A 20,926-nucleotide genomic window follows, 5' to 3' on the forward strand; every position below is an offset into this window, starting at 1 on the left:
TAATGGAGAAAGCTTAGTTAATGATTCGTACAATTTTGTTGGTACGCTCATTGACCAGAACGTAGTCATTGTTGACCTTGTACCATTGCTGGAAACGACCGGTATTTGGCAAACGGCGTGCTTCGCGATCACTGACTTCAAAACGGTTGTTGTCATATTGACGTGGTAGAGTTTGGCCTACGCGCCAGTCACGGCTTGGATTGACCATACGGTTGTTATGACGGCGGTCATCATTCCAGCGACGGTCGTCATTCCATTTCTTGCTGTCTTTGGCATTCCAGTGTGGCGCCGGTTTATGCGGATTATGGTCATAACGCGAGTCATGCTGTGGTGCTGCCATTGCAGAAGTAGCTAACAAAGCACTTAGAGATAACGCGATTGTAGTTAAGACTTTTTTCATGGCTCTCACCTTAAGATGTATATCTAATTTCGATGAGACTAAATTAGCGAACAAGTACATAGAAAGCGTGAGTACAATTTAGTTAAATTGTTAAATTCATGAAGAAATTTAGTAGATAAGTCATGCAGTCTAAAAGCTGGATAAGCCGCAAGATTTGCGGATAAAAAAATTCAGCCAGTAAAATAGAAAAGCCCAAACATGGTTGGGCCTTAAAGAAGATTAAATTTGAATGCGCTTATGAACTAGTCACCCACGATGCGGATAATGCTGTTGTTTTCAGAATCCACCAGAATGTAGTCATTATTGACTTTATACCATTGCTGCTTGCGGTCAGGTCGAGGCAGGCGATGGTCTTTGTATTCAACTTTATAGCCATTGCCACGATAATGCTGTGGCATCACATAACCCGGCTGCCAGCGTAACTGTTGCAGGCGTTTCACCCCACGTTCTTCACGCATACGGCGGTTATCCTGCTGATCTTCCTCTCGGAACTCACGGGCTTTCTTCTTGTCATGACCATGACGTGAATCCATACGGGATTCATCATTGAAATGAGGGGCAGCGATGACGACATTGCTCAGCATGAATGTACTGCAAGAAATTGCCAGTGCCACCAAAACCTTTTTCATGTTGAACCCTCATTAAATTGTTCATCTTCTACAGCACCTAATGTACGGAAAAATTGCAGAGAAACTGTGAAGAACAGGCACAATTTTTATAACAAATGCAGAGATATTATGATGATGTCATGTTTTTACATGACTATATGCGACGGCATCACTTCTATAAAGTAGCCTACCGAGCCATGTCCTTATCTCATCAAAGCAAGGGTCAACATGCAAGCGAAAATCGATGATTTAGCTCAAAAAAACAGCATTGAGTCAGCGAGAAAAAAGTTCATGATTTAATGAAACGACAAAGAATTTTGCCGGTTTAGTTTGAGATTAATTCCATTGCTCTGCCAAACCTTGTAAGGACTGAATCGCGTCAGCTACGGATTCAGCTTGTAGGGCGTCATCGAGTGCCACAATCAATGCTTCAGATAACTGCAACTGTTCAATCCGGTGAATTGTTTCAATTTTACGTTTTTGGTCAGCCATGCTGCGCTCCTGATTTGATCTATCTGTGATTCAAGAAAGCATAGTCCAATCAGTTTAATTTGGAAAACCGTATAATTTTATATATTTAATATGTAAATCCGATTTACTGTTATTTTTTGCAGGATTTTAAGAAAAAAAGGGCACTTTATCGAAAAGTGCCCAAGATTATTCAATGACCCGACTTTTAATAAGCGTAGTTCAGGTCAGTATAATCGTTGAGTGATTTCTGCACATGCGCCTGAATAAAGGCACGTACATCCTCGGCCGTCATGGCTTTGCCCTGATTGCTGATGACATGTTCGATTTCTGGCTGACCTTCAATTTTAATGCGATAAACAAAATGCTTGGCCAGACGATAACTGTCGTCTAATTTTTCAATGCCAGTCACATAATAATAGGCATGTTCAAAATTCAGATCCTGATGTGAAAATACAAATTGCTCGAACAATTTGAGTTTCTGAGCATTTTCGAGTGCTTTGATGTCATCCACGATACTGGCTTCAAACTTGGTGCCGTATTTCTCTGAAATAGGCTGTTGATCAATCAGCAGCGACACCATGCCATCGTCTAAATGGGTCACCGTAATATTGTTTAATTCAGTCATGATGCACTCGAGTGAAATATAGTGGGGCTTAGTATGCTGTTATTTTAATGAAACTCAATGCGAGCGGGGTGAACTTACTTAAGATTTATGCGCTGAATATGACTAAAAATGAAATAAAAAGGGAGCGATTGCTCCCTGAATGACAGACAGAATAATTTAATCCTGTGCATCAATACTCTGGCCATTCATATGCAGGCTGTCATTACCCATCAAATATAGATAAGCCGGCATGATTGAATCGGGGGTAGGCAGGGTTTTCGGATCTTCATTCGGATAGGCCTTGGCGCGCATGGCAGTCCGCGTTGCCCCGGGATTGATGCAGTTATAACGGATATTTGGATGTACCTGCTCTTTGGCAAATAACTGGCTTACCGCTTCAATAGCAATTTTAGAAACCGAATACGCACCCCAGCGTTCGCGGGCTTCGCGGCCTACACCTGAGCTGGCAAAAACCACAGAAGCATGTTCGGATTTGGATAATAACGGTAACAGCGCTTGGGTCATGACAAAGGGTGCACGCAGATTGACCGCCATCACATCATCCCAGACATTGACCGGATAATCCGCCAAGGGAACCCGTTCGCCTAAAATGCCGGCATTGTGCAGAATGCCGTCCAGACGACCAAACTGACGGTCTAGCGTATCGAGCAAAAGCTCATAATCACGTTCTGACGCACTCGATAGTTGTAGCGGCAAGATGGCAGGTTGCGGCGCACCCAAACTTTCAATTTCATCATAAATGACTTCGAGTTTGTTTAAGGTACGCCCATGCAGCACCACAGTTGCGCCATGCAAGGCATAACTGATTGCTGCTGCACGTCCAATGCCATCGCCCGCACCTGTGATCAGGATGATACGATCCTTGAGCAGATCGGGGCGAGGTTGATATGCTGAATATTTCATTATCTACCTCCTCACTTCTTATTATTTAGTGTTAAGCGTTCAAGATACCGCAGTATGCTGCTTCAGTACTAGTGTCTGAATCAATTGATGTAATTCTGCCACAGTATGCACGATATGGTCGGCCTGCCAGGCGTTTAAATCGTCTTTGTATTGCAACGGCAAATAACCATAGGCAGCCAAAATGGTCGGCATCTGGGCATGACGACCGGCATCAATATCTCGTGGATGATCTCCCACATAGATACAGTCTTCCGCGGCAAGATTCAGTTGCTTGGCGGCCAGATACATCGGTTCAGGATCGGGCTTGGTGCGGGTCACATCTTCCGGACAGACCAGCACGGCACAGCGCTCGGTCAGGTTTAATGCTTTTAATAAAGCCTCGCTGAGCCAGCGTGGTTTATTGGTGACAATACCCCAGGGAATATCTTGCGCTTCTAGCTGTTCAAGTAATGGATACATGCCATCAAACAGATCGGTATCGACCGCAATATCTGCGCCGTACATGTCCAGAAAGCGCTGACGGTGTTGCAGAAAGACCGGATCTTCTAGTTGCAGTTCCGGATAAACCAGTTTCACCATAGCGCGAGCGCCTTCGGAGACCTGGGTACGAATCAGCTCGGGTGCAACCAGTGGGCGGCCTTCTTCACGGCACATCTGCTGGATAATTCGGATAAAATCGGCAGCGGTATCAATCAGGGTTCCATCTAGGTCAAATAAAACGGCTTTCATGCTGTGGTCTCTGCTGCGCTATCTTTCACGGTATAAACCATGTAGTTCACATCAACATTCGGTGCCAGCCAATAACGCTTGGTCAGCGGATTATAGTGCAGACCGGTCATGTCTTTGAGCTTTAAACCAGCGTTACGAATATCATGTGCCAGTTCAGACGGCTTGATAAATTTGCTGTAATCATGGGTGCCTTTGGCCAGCATGCGCAAGACATATTCTGCCCCGATAATCGCAAATAAATAGGACTTTGGATTACGGTTAATGGTCGAGAAGAATACATGACCACCTGGCTTGACCAGCTTGTGACAGGCCTGAATAATGGATGCCGGATCTGGCACATGCTCTAGCATTTCCATGCAGGTCACGATGTCATATTGGCCAGCCTGTTCCTCTGCCAGTTGCTCAACCGGCACCTGACGATATTCAATATTGTTCACACCTTCCTGTTCGGCATGGATGCGTGCCACATTTAAAGGGGCTGCGCCCATATCAATCCCGAGTACATCGGCACCGCGTCGCGCCATGCTTTCGGCCAGAATACCGCCACCACAGCCGACATCCAGCACTTTTTTGCCGCTCAGGCCTCCGGCATGTTCATCAATCCAGTTTAAACGCAGTGGATTAATCATGTGCAAGGGGCGGAACTCGGAATGCTGATCCCACCATATAGCTGCAAATGCTTCAAACTTGGCAATTTCTTGTGGATCAACATTCAATTGCGACATCGGTGTCACCTCAATCAGTCATGATTAGCTAAAAATATATATGTGCCGAATGGCGAGAGAAACTGATTTAAAACCTTGAAAATCAGTTCGATGGTTTAGTGTAGCGATTCTGGCAGAAAAAGCGATAAAAGCAGCAAAAAAGTTCACAGAATGAAAACGAAACCGGCATAATTGATTTATAGTGAACACATAAACTAAGCATAATGATTTAGAGGACGATAATCCGAATGAAAAAATTCCTTTTAGGCGCTGTTGCCGCATCTGTTTTGGCCTTTTCAGGCAATGCTATGGCCAATTTTGTGGCAGGTCAGGACTATCAGGTGGTTGCAAAACCAGTCAAAGTCGAAAAACCGGGCAGAATTGAGGTACGTGAATTCTTCTGGTACGGCTGTGGTCACTGTTTCGCGCTTGAACCACATATGCAGGGCTGGCTGAAAAAATTACCAAAAGATGTACGTTTTGTACGTACACCGGCTGCGATGAATCCACTCTGGGAACAGGCGGCGCGTGCTTATTATGTGTCTGAAGCATTGGGTGTGCGTCAAAAAGCACATTTACAATTATTCCATGATATTCATGACAAGCAGCGTCCAATTTTAGAACAGGCACAATTGGCCAAGTTTTATACCCGCTATGGTATTCCTGAAGCGAAATTTAACAGCACCTATAAATCTTTCCCGATCACTTCGAAAATTGCCCAGGCCAAAAACCTGGCTGCTCAGTATCAGTTAAGTGGTGTTCCAGCAGTGACCGTAAATGGTAAATATATTGTGCAGGGGAATGATGCCAAAGTCATTCAGGTGGTGAATTACTTGATCGAAAAAGAGCGTAAAGCCAAATAAGTAAGAATTGAAGATCAGTAAAAAAACCTGCATCATTTATGCAGGTTTTTTTATTTAGGCCGGAGGAGTGACCGCTTCATTGAGCACAGGGCCTGCTGTTTCGACTGTTTCGGCAGGTCGCCGGTACCAGTGCAAAATGCCATGCAGCAACAGTTGCATCTGCAATATGCTTTGGGTTTTAAAGGCAGTGGATTGTGTGCGGCGCAGCTCTGGATCAGCTTGATGCTGCAGATGAATCCAGCCCATGGCCCAGTTCAGGGACAGTTCAATCAGCATCTGTGCCAGAGCCTGCAAGTCCTGTGGCGCCTGAATATGTCGGGTCGATTGCATCTTGGCCAGTTCATGCATCACATCTTCAGCCAGAAAACGAATTTCCCGTTCAATACCGGCACGGAGCACGTCCGAACCGCCCCAACGCTCTGCAACAAAAAAAATCCAGGGTTCAGGATGATATTCGACCGCCTGAAAAAACAGTTCAAGTCCGGTGTAGGTTCGGGTATTTGGCTGATACAGATAAGCCTGTCCCAGTTGATTGAGTACTCCTTTGATGTGAATCGCAACCTGATCCAGCAACTCCAGACCCAGCTGGTTCATATCCTGAAAATGCCGATAAAATGCCGTCGGTACCAGTCCAACTGCATTCGTAACTTCACGTAGGCTGATCGTACTGAAAGCACGGCCCTGACTGCTGAATGCCAGAGTGGCATCGAGTAACGCCTGATGACTTTGCTGCTTGCGATCTTCACGTAAGGACATAAATGGGTTTCCTATCACCGGCTTCCCTCAAGGGGAGTTTTAGTCTAGCAAAAATTAAATCAAATCGTAGTGCTACAGATCGGCAGAATTTCGACAACTCGTAGTGAGCTGATGCATTGATTTTGTAAATGAATCGCCCGGCTGCCTAATCTTGGTAAAGGCTTCTGCTATACTGAGCCGCAATTATTTTGAACCCATACAGGACTTATTATGCGTATCGACCAACGAACATTAGATCAATTACGTGAAGTGAAAATTACCCGTAACTATACACGTTATGCGGAAGGCTCTGTATTGGTTGAATTTGGTCATACCAAAGTACTGTGCACTGCCAGTGTGGATAGTTCTGTACCGCGTTTCCTCAAAGGTCAGGGCCAGGGCTGGGTAACGGCTGAATATGGCATGTTGCCACGTTCAACTCATACCCGTAGTGACCGTGAAGCGGCACGTGGCAAACAGAGTGGCCGTACCCAGGAAATTCAGCGTCTGATTGGTCGTAGCTTGCGCTCAATGGTCGATCTGAAAAAACTCGGTGAAAATACCATTACTATCGACTGTGACGTGATTCAGGCTGATGGCGGTACCCGTACTGCAGCGATTACGGGTGCTGCGGTGGCTTTGGTCGATGCCATGAACGTCTTGCTGGAAAGAAAAAAAATCAAACATGATCCATTAAAAGGTTTGGTGGCTGCAGTTTCTGTGGGCATTTTTAAAGATGAAGTATTACTGGATCTTTGCTATGAAGAAGATTCAAACTGTCAAACCGATTTGAACGTGGTGATGACTCAGGCCGGTGAATTTATTGAAATTCAAGGTACTGCAGAAGATAAGCCATTTACCCGCGCACAATCGAATGCCATGCTGGAAATGGCTGAGAAAGGCATTCAGGAATTGGTGAAAAAACAGCAAGAAGCTTTAGGTTGGTAATCTATTCCATGCTGAAAAACGCATCTCTGGATGCGTTTTTTTATGCCTGAAATTTCACTCTGCACCTGTATTCAAAAACTACATTACAAAACTTCCTGACAAAAAGTCGACATGAATCGGCTATATCTGAACCGGTTTTGCATCGATATTGGATCAGATGAGAACACAATGAGGAATGCGACATGAAACAGTGGCTTTGTGCAATTTCATTGCTGGGCGTGTTTGGATTAACTGCCTGTGACTGGGGCAATAATCGTGAAGATGACGAGCGTTCAGTGTTAAATCAGGATCGTGATGAGGATAACGGAAGATATAACGACCGTGATGGTGACGATGATGACCGCGATCGCCGAGGTAATCGGGATGACGATGATGATTAAGGTCTAAAATAGAAAATTGAGCAAAATATACGCAAAAAAAATTTCTAAAAATAAAAAAAGGGTGCTTCGCACCCTCTACGGTCATCTATCCCATCTAGGCTTTAAGCATTGAAACGCATCGACAGATCAATGGCTTTGAGATCTTTGGTCAGCACGCCCATGGAAATATAATCTACTCCGGTACTCGCGACTTCACGTAAATTATCAATGGTGATATTACCTGAGGCTTCCAGTTTGCAGCGACCGGCCACATGTTGCACCGCGTCGATCATCTGCTGCTGACTGAAATTATCCAGCATCACAATATCAGCATGGGCTTCGAGTGCCTGATTCAGCTCATCCCAGGTTTCGACTTCAACTTCGACAGGCTTACCCGGTGCAATTTGATGGGCCTTGGCAATCGCCTGCGCAATGCCACCCGCTGCCATAATATGATTTTCTTTAATCAAGAAGGCATCAAACAGGCCCAAACGGTGATTCTGGCCACCGCCAATGGCCACGGCATATTTTTGTGCGATACGCAGACCCGGAAGCGTTTTACGAGTATCTAATAATTTGGTGTTTAAACCTTGCAGCTCTTTGACATAGTGGGCGGTTTTAGTCGCAACCGCAGACAGCGTCTGGACAAAGTTTAGCGCAGGGCGCTCCACGGTGAGTAAGCTACGTGCAGATCCGGCCAGTTTTAAAAATGCTTGATTGGCTTGAACATGATCGCCATCATTTTTCAGCCAGATCACTTCAATACTTGGATCATAGGCCTGAATCAAGGCATTCACCCAAGGCTGACCAGCCAAAACCATGTCTTCACGGCTAATGATGGTGGCAGTGGCCTGTTCATCTTCAGGGGTCAGCAGGGCGGTAATATCACCGTCACCAATATCTTCTGAAAGTGCCTGTTGAATATTGATCTGAATTGACTGGTCTAGCAAAGCTTGAGATATGCGCATGAGTATTTCCGTATCTTTTTTAAGCCGTGAAAATTGCGCCTTATCTTAGCACCGTTACATAAAAGATGAGCGATTTTTCATCCAGTTTGCCGGGATGAATTGAGATTTGTTCTTGAAAGTTTTAGCATGAAGCCGGCTGCAATGCTGATCTTGCAGATTTTATTTTTGGGGAGAACGGTTTTATGCAACAGGCAGCTGAGTTTCAGGTTAAGGACGGGCAACTAATTGGTGCACGTCAAATCCCGTCTCCCAATTTTAATCAGCGGCCAGAACAAACCGAGATTCAATTGCTGGTGATTCACAATATCAGCCTGCCTCCTTCCCAGTTTGGCGGCGGTTATATTGAACAGTTTTTTCAAAATCAGCTGGATTGGTCAGTCCATCCCTATTTTCAAACCATTGAAGGAATGCAGGTGTCGACCCATTTGCTGATTTTACGATCTGGCGAAGTACTGCAATTTGTCAATTTTAATGACCGTGCCTGGCATGCCGGCCGCTCGACCTATTTGGGCAAAAAAGAATGTAATGATTATTCGATCGGGATTGAGCTGGAAGGCAGTGATGATTTGCCTTTTGCAACCGCACAGTATGAAGCCCTGGTCAAAGTCACGGCCTGTCTGCAACAGCATTATTCTAAGATTCAGCAGCATATTGCCGGACATTCGGATATTGCACCGGGCCGTAAGACCGATCCGGGACCGTATTTTAACTGGGCTGATTTTCGTACACAGTTACAGCATTATAAAAACACCTCAAGCTCGCTTGAGCGATGAAATTAAGCAATGAACTTCTGACAAAAGTTTCATTACAATAGCCACAAATTTATACATTAGGTGAATAGGATGGCGCTTTGGCGTTCGACCGTCATTGTCAGTGCGATGACCATGTTGTCACGCGTACTGGGATTGGTTCGAGATATTGTTTTACTGAATGTCTTTGGTGCTGGTAAAGACTTCGATACCTTCGTAGTCGCATTTCGTATTCCAAACTTTTTCAGGCGTTTATTTGCCGAAGGCGCATTTTCACAGGCGTTTATTCCAGTCCTGACCGAATATAAGACCAGTCGCACGCATACCGAAGTCCAGATTCTGATCAGCCGGGTCTTTGGCTGTCTGGCCACAGTCATGACCACGCTGACCATGGTCGCGATCATTGCTGCGCCATTGATCATGTATGTCTATGCGCCCGGTTTCCATAGTGACCCTGAAAAGTTCGCCCTGGCGACCGACATGTTTCGCCTGACCATTCCTTATTTGCTGTTCATGTCACTGACGGCTTTTGCCAGCAGTATTCTGAACAGTTATGGCTCTTTCAGTACCCCGGCATTTGCACCGGTCTTGCTGAATGTAGCGATGATTGCCGGAGCGCTCTGGCTTACGCCTTATATGGCCGAGCCGATTATGGCGCTGGGCTGGGCTGTGATCATTGCCGGTATTTTACAGCTGGCGATCCAGATTCCTGAATTGTGGCGTAAAAATCTGCTGATTCCACCGAAAATTGACTTCAAGCATGAAGGCGTAGATCGCATCATGAAGTTGATGCTGCCGGCATTATTTGGTGTATCTGTCACGCAAATTAACCTGCTATTAAATACCATTTGGGCCTCATTCATGCAGGATGGTTCGGTGTCTTGGTTGTATAGTGCCGAGCGTATGACCGAATTGCCACTAGGACTCATTGGTGTTGCAATTGGTACCGTGATTCTGCCGTCGTTATCAGCACGACATACTGAACAGAATCCGGAAAAATTCCGTGGCATGATGGACTGGGCAGCTAAAGTCATTGTGATGGCTGGCCTACCCGCCAGTATTGCGCTGTTTATGCTGTCGACTCCGATTATTCAGGCTCTGTTTGAACGTGGCCAGTTCACCTTTGAAGATACCCAGATGACGGCTTTGGCACTGCAATGTATGAGCGGTGGTGTGATTGCCTTTATGTTGATTAAAGTCTTTGCACCCGGTTTTTATGCAAAGCAGGATACCAGAACCCCGGTGCGTATCGGTCTGATGGCTGTGGCAGCCAATGCGATTCTGAACGTGATCTTTATCGGCTTGTTCAAGCTGATTGACTGGGAAGCGGAGCATATGGCCCTTGCGCTGGCCTCGACAGGTTCAGCGATGGTCAATGCTGGTCTGCTTTATTATTATCTGCATAAGCGTGATATTTTCCGTTTTGGGGCGCACTGGAAAAAAATCTTCCTGCAATTCATGTTTGCCAATGTGGTGATGATTGCAGCTCTGGCCTATGCCCTGAGTTGGTATAACGCAGATGTATCACAATGGATGCGTGTGGTAGAAGTATTGATCTTATGTGTTGTCGGTGTGGTAGCGTATGTTGCAGCCTTGCTGGTGGCAGGTTTTAGACCACGTCATTTAAAGCCCTAAGTTCATCTTAAAAGAAGTATTTTTGATCAAAACAGATCATTAAAAATACCCATAAAAAAAACAAGAGCCAGAAGGCTCTTGTTTTTTTGAAAGCTAACACTTGCTTTGAACAGGTCTAGCGTAAATCTAGACCTTGCCGCGCGAAAGAAAACCAACGATCGCAAGAATCACCGCAATTACCAACAAGATAATTGCAAAATCCTTAGACAAGCCTGCGACGCCACCGAAACCAAGTAGACTCGCAATTAATGCAATAACAGCAAAAATAATAGCCCAGCGAAACATATATATTCTCCATGTGTTTTTATTTTCAAATTTAGTATAGAAATAAACTATTCCAGCGACTGTTAGTGTTTTGTTGATGAACTGTCTATGATTTAACAATAGTTTACGTGATAGTAATAAGAATTTGAGGCGGTAGGTCTGCAGGGTTCGGGCTGCTATAATAAGCTGATTTTTGAATGTGCCGGCCTGATCATGAGCGATACTTTACGTCCCGAATTCTGGAAAAACTATTCACTTGCTAAACTGACGCAAGTCGAGTGGGAGGCCTTATGTGATGGTTGCGGATTATGTTGTCTGATTAAACTGGAAGATGAAGATACTCAGGAAGTCGCATATACCAAAGTGGCCTGCAAATTACTGGATTGTAGCACTGCGCGTTGTTCCAATTATCCGGATCGCCTGCAATATGTGCCGGACTGTATTCAGCTCACGCCAGAGAAGCTGGAAACGATTCACTGGTTGCCTTCGAGTTGTGCCTATCGTCGGGTAGAGCAGGGTAAAAGCCTGCCATCTTGGCATTATCTGATTAGCGGTTCACGGGAAAGTGTGATTCAGGCACGCAAGTCGGCAGCAGGGCGCTGCCTGAGTGAAGCCGATATTCATGAAGATGACATCGAAGACTATATCGTACGCTGGGTGCGTTAAATCTGCCTGAGTGATTCGTTTATTGATCTGCTGGATGGAGTAGGGCCTGGGCCGAAGCACCGGCCATCGGACGATAGAAATAAAATCCCTGTCCAATCTGACAGTCACAATGGATCAGGGTGTCCAGCTGTTCTGTATTCTCGATCCCTTCCACTAGAATATCCAGTGCAATACTAGAGCCAATCTGGGTAATGGCTTTGACAATGGCCAAGGCGGACGGGTCACTGTTCATGCGTTCTACAAAGTTGCGGTCAATCTTGATGCAATCGACCGGATAGTCTTGCAAGCGGGTCAGCGAAGAATGTCCAGTGCCAAAGTCATCTAGTGAAATCTGGATTCCGGCCTGTTTCAGCAGGTTCAGGGCGCGAACCACATAATTAGCACCATGTTCGGATAGGCTCTGCTCGGTAATTTCTAGTTCAACTTTATGTGCGGGAATATCAAAGTTGGACAGGCGTGCCAACAGTTTTTCGGCATAGTCATCGCGCAGGAATTCGACCGGTGCAGCATTGATGGAAATCGGTAACAGATCCAGACCTTGCGCCTGCCAGCGACTCATATCTGCAAAGACTTTCAGTTGCATGGTCTCACTGATGCGTGAGGCCAGCTCATAGTCCTGAAAGGCAGCAAAAATTTCGGAAGGTAACTGAATGTTCTGATTCTGATCTTGCCAGCGTAATAGTGCTTCGAAACCAATCACTGCACCATCAGAAAGACGTACTTTAGGTTGGTAATAGGGAATGATCTGATCGGCGAGAATAATTTTGCGTGCCAGAGTCAGCTGCTTGGTCATATTTTCCAGTGAACCGCACATTTCCTGATTGAACATGCGGATGCCACCACGACCACTATTTTTCAGGTCGTTTAAGGCGATATCAGCACATTTCAGCAAATTAGAAGTATTTAAGGCATCACGTGGATAGATGGCACAGCCAATACTCATGGCACTGCTGATGCTATTGCCGACATAATTGATGGGCTGATCCAGCTGGGCATAGGCCATTTGCGCCGTTGCCAGCAGCTGTTCTTCACTTTCCAGATTTTTCACCAGCACAGCAAATTCATCGCCACCCAAACGGGCGATGATGGTATTCGTACCGAAACAGGTCTGGAAGCGTTTGCCTAAGACATGTAGCAGATGATCACCAGCAATATGGCCCAAGGTGTCATTGATATGCCGGAAATAGTCCAGATCGATCAGCAGTAAACCCGCTATGGTCTGTTGTTGTTTGGCCTTTAACAGTACCTGTTTAAAGGTTTTATAGAAGGTACTGCGATTATACAGGCCGGTGAGTTCATCCCGTTTAATCACTTCTTTTAAACGTGTTTCTGCAATTTTTTGCTGACTAATATTGCGTGATACACAGAGAATATTTTGGGTAATATTGTGCTGATCCAGAATCGGGGTGAGCAGATGATCCCAATATTGGATTGGTTGATCTTTAATCTGAACTTTGCTGGAGAAACGGCTGTTTAAGCCTTGGGCTGCCTGTTTCAGAGCACGTTGCCCGGATTTTCGGGCTTCAGGGGTTAAGCGATTTAACCAGCACAATGAACGGTCTTGATTTTGTCCTGCGGTCTCACTTACTTGTGCCAGACAGCCAGACTGGTTGCTATGTCGAATCTCGCCTTCAGGGCTGATAATGTTAATGCAGTCTGCGCTGGCATCCAGCATGTTTTCCTGGGTTGAAACAATCTGAGAAAGTTGCTGCTGGATTTCAAAATAATCATGCACATCGGTCAGGGAAACTGCCCATTGCAGCAAATGTTCAGGTTCATGATGAAATTTTACGGCTAGGGTACACATGCGATAATGGGTATCACTGCGTTTAATCCGGCACTGGGTTTCAAAATTCTGATGCTGATCCAGCGCAGCATGCCACTGCGCTAAAAATAGCTGCAAGTCCTCGGTATGAATAAAACTCTGCCATTGCAGATGACCCTGTTCATTCAGGTTCACGCCAAGATAATCAGTCAAGGCATCGTTAAAATATTGCAGATGTTTTTTGTTGCTGACCCACAAGGGTTGCGGTAAGGCATCGATCAGATTTTTTAATAAAACCGATTCAGACAAGTGAACGTGGGGTGCAATCAGTGATGATGACGTCAGTGGCTTAGACCGACTCACAGCTCCATGTTCAAATTTATCATGCTTCATGCATTCACCACTACAACCCAAAAGTGCCCAAGGGGCGAGATAAGTTTCTTTTAATTAGAATAAACAATATGAAAATTACACTGTAATTAATTCACAATTAATCATGTTCAAATTATTCGCTTTTATAGAGATTAATTCATTCAGAATTAAAAAAATAGAGGATATCTCCATAAATTAATTTTTTATGCTTGATGTTTGCATTCTTGGAATCAAAACTGCTGGTGTTAGAATGAGATCAGAATTTAGTTTGAGCCAATAATAACATGTCAGATAGTCATATCCCGCTTCCAGAACGCTTACGGCCACGCGACCTTACACAGATTATCGGGCAGGAACATTTGCTGGGAGAACATGCGCCCTTACGTCAGATGATTGATCAGGGGCATCTGCCTTCGATCATTTTCTGGGGACCTCCCGGAGTCGGAAAAACTACCATTGCCTTACTGCTAGCTCAAGCGGTAGACCGGCCTTTTATCAGCCTGTCTGCCCTGAATACCGGCGTGAAAGAACTGCGTGAAATCATTGCCGAAGGTGGTGATTTGCTGACGCCAGTGGTATTTATTGATGAAATTCACCGTTTTAATAAATCCCAGCAGGACGCGCTGTTAAATGCGGTCGAGAAAGGGAAAATTACCTTAATTGGCGCCACCACCGAAAACCCGTCTTTTGAAGTGAATAGTGCCTTATTATCACGTTGTCAGGTGTATAGCCTGAATGTATTGAGTGCTGAATCGATTCAGACCTTGTTGATGCAAGCCTTACAAAATGACTCTTTCTTACAGGAAAGACATATCCTGATTGAAGAATTTGATGCCCTGATCCAGTTCGCGGCAGGAGATGCCCGCAAGGCGCTAAATTTACTGGATCTGATTGCCAGTACCTTTGAAGCAGATATGGAAAATATCATCACTAATGCGGTCGTGGTGAAAGTCGCACAGCAGAATATCGCCCGTTATGACAAGTCCGGTGAGCAGCACTATGATCTGGTGTCGGCCTTCATCAAGTCGATTCGCGGCAGTGATCCGGATGCAGCCTTGTACTGGATGGCACGCATGCTCAAAGGCGGCGAAGATCCGGTGTTTATTGCACGGCGCATGTTGATTGCCGCATCCGAAGATATCGGCAACTCGAATCCGAATGCTTTGCTGTTGGCAGGGGAATGTTTCCGTTCGGTGCAGGCCGTGGGAATGCCAGAATGCCGGATTATTTTGGGGCAATGTGCAGTTTATCTGGCGACCAGTGCTAAAAGTAACAGTACCTATCTGGCGATTAACAAGGCGATGGAACTCGCAGATAAAACTTCAAATTTGCCAGTGCCTTTGCATTTAAGAAATGCGCCAACCAAGCTGATGAAAGAGCAGGGCTATGGCGTGGATTATCTGTATCCGCATAATTATCCTGAGCATTTTGTGCTACAGGAATATATGCCGCCAGAACTGAAGGATACCAAACTGTATGAATCAGCACGTAATAAACGTGAAGTTGAAGGGGAGCGTTTACAGCAACGCCGTTGGCAACAGCAACAACAGCAGCAATAAAGCTGGGTATCCCAACTAATTGAACAGATTAAAAAAAAGCCCAATTCAAGGCGAATTGGGCTGAAAGTAGGATGTTTTTGAGGGAGATAACATCCTAGAGGGTAGAGGAGAAATTTGGTCGGAAAATATGGAGTAAAGTGCGTCAACTCACTGATTTGCCTGGTATGTGATAATATTAATGCATGTAGTTTTTGATGTAAAAACGATCATTTTAATAATAAAAATTTATTTTTCCGATTAAAAGCCGGAAATAAAAAACCGAGCTAAAAAGCTCGGTTTTTTCGAATCTGCGCATTTACAGATTAGATGTTGTCTAGATTGATACCTAAACGGCCAGCTACTTCTTCATAGGCTTCAACTACGCCGCCTAAACCTTGACGGAAACGGTCTTTATCTAGTTTTTTCTTGGTGTCTTTGTCCCATAGACGGCAACCGTCTGGAGAAAATTCATCACCAAGTACGATACGGTCGTGGAACACGCCGAATTCAAGCTTAAAATCAACCAGAATCATATTCCCTGCGTCAAACAATGCTTTAAGCACGTCGTTCACTTGGTAAGTCAATTCTTTCATTTTCGCCAATTGTTCAGCCGTTGCCCAACCTAAAGCAATGGCTTGTGACTCATTGACCATTGGATCACCAAGCGCATCATCTTTAAAGAACAATTCAAATGTTGGAGGAGTCAGTTCCTTGCCTTCTTCCACACCCAGGCGGCGGCATAAAGAACCTGCTGCATAGTTACGGATCACACATTCAACCGGGATCATATCCAGTTTTTTTACCAGCACTTCATTTGGAGTCAATAGCTTTTCAAAGTGGGTCTCAATTCCCGCTTCTGCCAGTTTTTCCATAATGAAGGCGTTAAAACGGTTGTTCACCTTGCCTTTACGATCTAGTTGCTCAATTTTTTCGCCATTGAATGCTGAGGCATCATCGCGAAAGACTAAAATCAGATGGTCTGAACTGTCTGTGGTGTAGACAGATTTCGCTTTACCAGTATAGAGCAAGGTTTGTTTTAACATGAGGGAACCTTTTACAAAAAAAATGCCTAGAAATGTCTAGGCTGGCCAATTTTGGTAAATCTGGTTGAGCAGTTCTGCAGCTTTTTCACGGTCGGCAAAACTGTTATCGGCATTGAACACAGCGAGGTTATTACTTGAACCGACAGAAGATAATCTTAATACATAGATCTGCTGATCAACCTTAATCGTGACTTCATAACGATTTTTGCTCTGCGCAACGATGCTATGATTCAGACTGCTGAGGGTGGCAAGTGTATATTGCCAAATTGTAGCAGAATTTCCCTCAATTTTAAGCAGCGGATTAAGATTTCCGTCAGTGACCAACTGTGGTCGACCCACCGTATTGGTTTCGGTTAGATCAGCTGTATTTGAGTTTTCAGTCTGGGCTTGTGGGCGTGGCAAGGCAAAACGGTTGCCACGCTGGTTTTCAAGCTTCGGTGCATGTTCAATTGCAAGCGGATCAACTGTTGGAGCAGGATACAATGGCGTTGCAGGACGAACCATGGCGCCTTCAGGATATTGTAAAGCTTCCAGGGTAGTAGTCTCTTTATAGTCTAAAGTGCCGTTATTAAAGGCCATTGAACTACAACCTGCCAAACTGAATACTGAAAGTGTAAGGCTAAGTCCTAAACGTAATTGCATAATCTTGTGCTCTTTTATTTGATAACGCCCGCTTCGACCAGTGCTTCATGAAGCGGAGCGCGATATTGTTCTGCAAGTGGTGTTAATGGAAGGCGAATACCCGTACCAATTAAGCCCATGTCATGGAGTGCCCATTTCACAGGAATTGGGTTCGATTCGCAAAATAAAATATTGTGTAAATTTGCAACCTGAGCATTTAACTGTTCAGCTGTGGCTGCATCACCGGCAATCGCAGCTGCACACACTTCGCTCATGGCTTTCGGAGCCACGTTCGCCGTGACCGAGATATTACCTTTGGCGCCATGACCGATCAGTTGATACGCAGTTGCATCATCACCCGAATAAACAGTCATATCTTTACCGACAAGGCCTTGCAGCAGTTCAGCACCGCGCGGTACATCGCCAGTCGCATCTTTAATACCGATAATTTGTGGAATATCCGCCAGGCGAATCACGGTTTCATTGGCCATATCCACACCGGTACGGCCCGGAACATTATAAAGAATCTGTGGAAGATCAACGGCTTCAGCAATAGCTTTATAGTGCTGATACAAGCCTTCCTGAGTCGGTTTATTATAATATGGCGTCACCAGTAAAGCGGCATCTGCCCCCAGCTCTTTGGCTTCGCGGGTCAGTTCGATCGCTTCACGGGTCGAGTTTGCACCTGTGCCGGCAATAATAGGAATACGTTTGTTGGCCACACGAATGATTTCTTTGATCACCTGGGTGTGTTCACTCATACTGAGAGTAGAGGCTTCGCCTGTTGTTCCAACGGCGACAATACTGTTGGTGCCCTCTGCAATGTGCCATTCAACCAGCTTCTCGAGACCCTTCCAATCTACGCTGCCATCTTCAAACATAGGGGTGACGATTGCGACTATGGAACCTTGAATGGTCTGTGCTTGCTGAGTCATTTTAAAAAACTATCCTATTTGTCCATCCGAAAGGAATGAGAAAACATAAATTGGGATGGATTTGTATTTTGATTTATAGCAAATTCAATAGATTTGCATTGAATTGAATATTGCTTATGCAAATTATGACTGATCAAACGCATAAGAACAATATGCTTTAGTAAAAGCTACTGAATTCTTTATACAAAGCCTTTTGGAAACAATCAAGTAATAAATAAGATGATTTATAAAGCAAAATCCTGAGACCAAAGTTATGTCTCCAGTCTAGACAATGGAGGAGATTACCCCAAATGAAGCCAATAATGATAAGGCTTGTGCAAAAAGATCAGCTGAAAACTGCCATTTTTATGCCTTTTAATTTTGGATTAATAGTTATATTGGATAAATTGAGACCTCGTACATCTTGATCGCACTCTCGCACCAAAACAAATAAAGCCAAAAACGACTAAGACTAATCTTTTTTAAATATCAATAAATTGAGAATTTTTTTTTCTTATCGGTTAATTTTTTAACTTGATGTATAAGCCTTAAACTCTAAGTCTTGAACTTTATGGTGTTCTGATTAAGTGTTTTTGCGACTTTATCTGGTCTTATCCTATTTTTATCTGCCTCTACTCCTTTGGGAATATCTAAGCAAAACGTTCAACTTATTGATAGTTATTTCTGCAATCAGGCTCATAGATGATGGCTGTCTTTTGTAACGCTGATTGAACAAGGATAATCCAATGGAAAAATCAGACAATAAGCATGCTATCGTCACGGTCGCGATCTGTTTTCTGATTGCGGTGATTGAAGGCTTAGATATTCAGGCAGCCGGAATTGCTGCTGCAGGTATTCGTGAGCATTTTGGTCTCGATAGTTCCCAGTTGGGTGTGTTTTTTAGTGCAGGGATTCTGGGTTTATTACCGGGTGCACTGGTTGGTGGTCGATTTGCGGACCGCATTGGCCGTAAGAAAGTCTTGATCTGGTCAACAGCAATATTTGCTGTATTTACCTTATGTACGGTTTGGGTCAATAGCTTTAACAGCTTGCTGGCAGTGCGTTTCCTGGCTGGAGCAGGTCTGGGCGGCGCAATGCCGATTCTGATCACACTCGCCTCTGAAGCTGTGTCTCCACAAAATCGTGGTCGTGCAGTGGGCTTGATGTACTGTGGCATGCCAGTTGGTGCAGCAATTTTATCTTTAATTGCGGCGACTGAATTTGGCGCCAACTGGAAAAATGTTTTCTATCTCGGTGGCCTGTTACCGATTTTTGCCATTCCGCTGATGATGCTATTTTTGCCTGAATCGAAGGAATACCTGAAAGCACAGAATAAAACGGCTGCAGAGCTTGCTGTTGCACCGCAGGGTTCATTCAAGGACCTGTTTAATTCGGACAACCTGTTACGTACGCTATGTATCTGGGTGAGCTACTTCTTTACCTTGATGGTGGTTTACATCATGTTGAGCTGGTTGCCATCATTGTTTATGGAACTTGGCTTTACCCGTAAAGATGGTTCAACTGCACAATTCTACTTCATGGTTACAGCGACGATTGGTACGATTATTTTGGGTATGCTGACCGACCGCTGGAAGAAAGCCTATGTGATCCTGTTGATGTACGGCGGTATTCTGGCAGGTCTACTGGCGCTGAATGGTGCAAGCTCGCTGAACCAGATGTATATGGCAGCAGCATTAGCCGGTGCCTTCGTGATTGGCTGTCAGGGTGTACTGTATGCCTTCGGTAGTATCGTTTATCCGACAGAAGTGCGTGGTACTGGTATTGGTGTTGCATCTGCAGTTGGCCGTATCGGTGCCATGCTGGGGCCAGTCATTGCCGGTCAGTTATTGACAGCAGGTTTCGGTGCTGCGGGGGTCATTACTGCTGCGATCCCATGTATCATCATCTCTGCATTATGTATGCTGTTCCTGGTGAACCGCACTAAAGTGTAAGGTTCAACGATTTAAAAAAGCCTGCTCTTGCAGGCTTTTTTATTTTCAGAATTTAAGAATTAAATACACTGTTTTATTATTAAAAAGACTCATCACTTTATCTTAAAACTTATTTTTTTTGCAGAGATCCAGCTTGATACAAGCCCGGAACTCATCTCATATTTGTCAAAAACAATGAATCTATTGATCTGCTCATATACACATGCCGAGAATACACAGTCATGCCATTTTTAACCGTAGAGCTAAAAATCCTGAGGTATTTTGCGCTATGCTTGGGCATAAATCGAGATTTCAATGGATGAAAACAGATGCAGAATAATGTTGCTTTACTGGTCGTAGACGTACAAAGAGGATTTACCCCGGGAGGCAATCTGGCTGTAGCCAATGCTGACCAGATTATTCCAAATATCAATCTATTGGGACAGCATTTTAAGCATATTATCCTGACCCAAGACTGGCATCCGGACAACCATATTTCTTTTGCAGACAACCACCCCGGCAAAGCCGCCTATGACAGTATTCAGCTGGATTATGGCACTCAGGTTTTATGGCCAAAGCATTGTGTGCAAGGGACACGCGATGCCGAACTGCATCCGGATTTAAATTTACCGCAAGCACAACTCATCATTCGCAAGGGTTTTCATTCCCAGATCGACAGTTACTCGGCCTTTATGGAAGCTGACCAGAAAACCCCGACGGGTCTTGCTGGCTATCTGCGTGAACGTGGGATTGATACCGTATTTGTGGTCGGGATTGCTACGGACTTTTGTGTGGCCTGGACTGCAATCGATGCCTGCAAACTGGGCTTTAAAACCTATGTGATTGCCGATGCCACCAAGGGCATTGACCTGAATGGTTCCTTGCAACATGCCTGGCAGGATATGCTGTCGCATGGCGTGAAACGTATCTATGTGAAAGATATTGTTCAAGCAGCTTAAAGCTGAATAGGGATAGAACTTAAATATTCCTTTGATCTTATTTATTAGGACTTACGCATTGACGGATTCAAAAAAGTATTAAAATACTTTATAAAGTATCTGTGATCAGACGAATTAAACATGCTTCTACAGCAACTTGTACATTACCCATTTATA

General features: G+C 44.7%; 23 protein-coding genes. 9 read left to right on the forward strand and 14 right to left on the reverse strand.

What is annotated here, in order from left to right:
* Nucleotides 1-13: 13 nt before the first annotated feature.
* The 7 genes from WFH18_RS09165 to ubiG all read right to left on the reverse strand — a co-directional run bounded on the left by WFH18_RS09165 (nt 14) and on the right by ubiG (nt 4,461).
* Nucleotides 14-400, reverse strand: a complete 387-nt coding sequence (locus WFH18_RS09165; RefSeq protein WP_005261495.1) for an RcnB family protein — start codon at nt 398-400, stop codon at nt 14-16.
* A gap of 242 nt (nt 401-642) precedes the next feature.
* On the reverse strand, nt 643-1,029 hold the full coding sequence (locus WFH18_RS09170) for an RcnB family protein (RefSeq protein WP_004281230.1): 387 nt from the start codon (nt 1,027-1,029) through the stop codon (nt 643-645).
* Nucleotides 1,030-1,344: 315 nt separating this feature from the next.
* Complete coding sequence (locus WFH18_RS09175; protein ID WP_004281231.1) at nt 1,345-1,500, reverse strand: hypothetical protein; 156 nt, start codon at nt 1,498-1,500, stop codon at nt 1,345-1,347.
* Nucleotides 1,501-1,684: 184 nt separating this feature from the next.
* Nucleotides 1,685-2,104 carry a hypothetical protein gene (locus WFH18_RS09180; protein ID WP_004281232.1) on the reverse strand — a complete coding sequence of 140 codons (420 nt, stop codon included), beginning with the start codon at nt 2,102-2,104 and terminating at the stop codon, nt 1,685-1,687.
* Between the two features lie 156 nt (nt 2,105-2,260).
* Complete coding sequence (locus WFH18_RS09185; protein WP_005094903.1) at nt 2,261-3,007, reverse strand: YciK family oxidoreductase; 747 nt, start codon at nt 3,005-3,007, stop codon at nt 2,261-2,263.
* 39 nt (nt 3,008-3,046) lie between these two features.
* Nucleotides 3,047-3,736 (reverse strand): HAD family hydrolase, encoded by a 690-nt coding sequence (locus tag WFH18_RS09190; protein WP_129717843.1) that lies wholly within the window; start codon nt 3,734-3,736, stop codon nt 3,047-3,049.
* Nucleotides 3,733-4,461 carry a bifunctional 2-polyprenyl-6-hydroxyphenol methylase/3-demethylubiquinol 3-O-methyltransferase UbiG gene (gene ubiG, locus WFH18_RS09195; RefSeq protein ID WP_004729050.1) on the reverse strand — a complete coding sequence of 243 codons (729 nt, stop codon included), beginning with the start codon at nt 4,459-4,461 and terminating at the stop codon, nt 3,733-3,735. The genes WFH18_RS09190 and ubiG overlap by 4 nt, the downstream gene beginning before the upstream one ends.
* 227 nt (nt 4,462-4,688) lie before the next feature.
* Between ubiG and WFH18_RS09200 the strand changes: the two genes are divergently transcribed.
* On the forward strand, nt 4,689-5,303 hold the full coding sequence (locus WFH18_RS09200) for a thiol:disulfide interchange protein DsbA/DsbL (RefSeq protein WP_004281236.1): 615 nt from the start codon (nt 4,689-4,691) through the stop codon (nt 5,301-5,303).
* 54 nt (nt 5,304-5,357) lie between these two features.
* Here the strand turns inward: WFH18_RS09200 and WFH18_RS09205 are convergent, their stop codons facing one another.
* Complete coding sequence (locus WFH18_RS09205; RefSeq protein WP_129716197.1) at nt 5,358-6,059, reverse strand: TetR family transcriptional regulator; 702 nt, start codon at nt 6,057-6,059, stop codon at nt 5,358-5,360.
* 210 nt (nt 6,060-6,269) lie between these two features.
* On the opposite strand from WFH18_RS09205, the gene rph reads away from it, so the two are divergent.
* The gene (gene rph / locus WFH18_RS09210) at nt 6,270-6,986 is read left to right on the forward strand and encodes a ribonuclease PH (protein ID WP_129716199.1); all 717 of its coding nucleotides are present in this window, start codon (nt 6,270-6,272) and stop codon (nt 6,984-6,986) included.
* Nucleotides 6,987-7,168: 182 nt separating this feature from the next.
* Complete coding sequence (locus WFH18_RS09215; RefSeq protein WP_004281239.1) at nt 7,169-7,366, forward strand: hypothetical protein; 198 nt, start codon at nt 7,169-7,171, stop codon at nt 7,364-7,366.
* 101 nt (nt 7,367-7,467) lie between these two features.
* Here WFH18_RS09215 and nadC read toward each other — a convergent pair whose 3' ends face one another.
* Entirely contained in the window at nt 7,468-8,313 is an 846-nt protein-coding gene (gene nadC, locus WFH18_RS09220) for a carboxylating nicotinate-nucleotide diphosphorylase (protein WP_005105299.1), read from the reverse strand.
* Between the two features lie 182 nt (nt 8,314-8,495).
* On the opposite strand from nadC, the gene ampD reads away from it, so the two are divergent.
* On the forward strand, nt 8,496-9,086 hold the full coding sequence (gene ampD / locus WFH18_RS09225; protein WP_129716203.1) for a 1,6-anhydro-N-acetylmuramyl-L-alanine amidase AmpD: 591 nt from the start codon (nt 8,496-8,498) through the stop codon (nt 9,084-9,086).
* Nucleotides 9,087-9,146: 60 nt separating this feature from the next.
* A complete protein-coding gene (murJ, locus tag WFH18_RS09230; RefSeq protein ID WP_171457269.1) occupies nt 9,147-10,697 on the forward strand; it encodes a murein biosynthesis integral membrane protein MurJ in 1,551 nt (516 codons plus the stop codon).
* A gap of 126 nt (nt 10,698-10,823) precedes the next feature.
* Here the strand turns inward: murJ and WFH18_RS09235 are convergent, their stop codons facing one another.
* Nucleotides 10,824-10,982, reverse strand: a complete 159-nt coding sequence (locus tag WFH18_RS09235; RefSeq protein WP_004647174.1) for a DUF1328 domain-containing protein — start codon at nt 10,980-10,982, stop codon at nt 10,824-10,826.
* 192 nt (nt 10,983-11,174) lie between these two features.
* On the opposite strand from WFH18_RS09235, the gene WFH18_RS09240 reads away from it, so the two are divergent.
* A complete protein-coding gene (locus WFH18_RS09240; RefSeq protein ID WP_005094917.1) occupies nt 11,175-11,627 on the forward strand; it encodes a YcgN family cysteine cluster protein in 453 nt (150 codons plus the stop codon).
* A 19-nt stretch (nt 11,628-11,646) separates the two neighbouring features.
* On the opposite strand, the gene WFH18_RS09245 is transcribed toward WFH18_RS09240, so the two are convergent.
* Nucleotides 11,647-13,785: a putative bifunctional diguanylate cyclase/phosphodiesterase gene (locus WFH18_RS09245; protein ID WP_005094919.1), complete on the reverse strand. Its 2,139-nt coding sequence runs from the start codon at nt 13,783-13,785 to the stop codon at nt 11,647-11,649.
* A gap of 263 nt (nt 13,786-14,048) precedes the next feature.
* Between WFH18_RS09245 and WFH18_RS09250 the strand changes: the two genes are divergently transcribed.
* The gene (locus WFH18_RS09250; protein WP_005094922.1) at nt 14,049-15,323 is read left to right on the forward strand and encodes a replication-associated recombination protein A; all 1,275 of its coding nucleotides are present in this window, start codon (nt 14,049-14,051) and stop codon (nt 15,321-15,323) included.
* Between the two features lie 302 nt (nt 15,324-15,625).
* On the opposite strand, the gene purC is transcribed toward WFH18_RS09250, so the two are convergent.
* Genes purC through dapA form a run of 3 tightly spaced genes read right to left on the reverse strand, consistent with a single transcriptional unit; the run spans nt 15,626 to nt 17,901 of the window.
* Entirely contained in the window at nt 15,626-16,345 is a 720-nt protein-coding gene (gene purC / locus WFH18_RS09255) for a phosphoribosylaminoimidazolesuccinocarboxamide synthase (protein ID WP_004281247.1), read from the reverse strand.
* Nucleotides 16,346-16,381: 36 nt separating this feature from the next.
* Complete coding sequence (locus WFH18_RS09260) at nt 16,382-16,987, reverse strand: hypothetical protein (RefSeq protein ID WP_004281248.1); 606 nt, start codon at nt 16,985-16,987, stop codon at nt 16,382-16,384.
* Between the two features lie 14 nt (nt 16,988-17,001).
* A complete protein-coding gene (gene dapA, locus WFH18_RS09265) occupies nt 17,002-17,901 on the reverse strand; it encodes a 4-hydroxy-tetrahydrodipicolinate synthase (protein ID WP_004281249.1) in 900 nt (299 codons plus the stop codon).
* Nucleotides 17,902-18,626: 725 nt separating this feature from the next.
* Here dapA and mhpT point away from each other — a divergent pair.
* Complete coding sequence (mhpT, locus tag WFH18_RS09270) at nt 18,627-19,832, forward strand: 3-(3-hydroxy-phenyl)propionate transporter MhpT (RefSeq protein ID WP_005094926.1); 1,206 nt, start codon at nt 18,627-18,629, stop codon at nt 19,830-19,832.
* 308 nt (nt 19,833-20,140) lie between these two features.
* A complete protein-coding gene (gene pncA / locus WFH18_RS09275; protein ID WP_005094928.1) occupies nt 20,141-20,770 on the forward strand; it encodes a bifunctional nicotinamidase/pyrazinamidase in 630 nt (209 codons plus the stop codon).
* The last annotated feature ends 156 nt before the right edge of the window (nt 20,771-20,926 follow it).

The organism is Acinetobacter sp. USHLN143 (genome assembly GCF_037145695.1).
Classification (GTDB): Bacteria; Pseudomonadota; Gammaproteobacteria; order Pseudomonadales; family Moraxellaceae; genus Acinetobacter; species Acinetobacter fasciculus.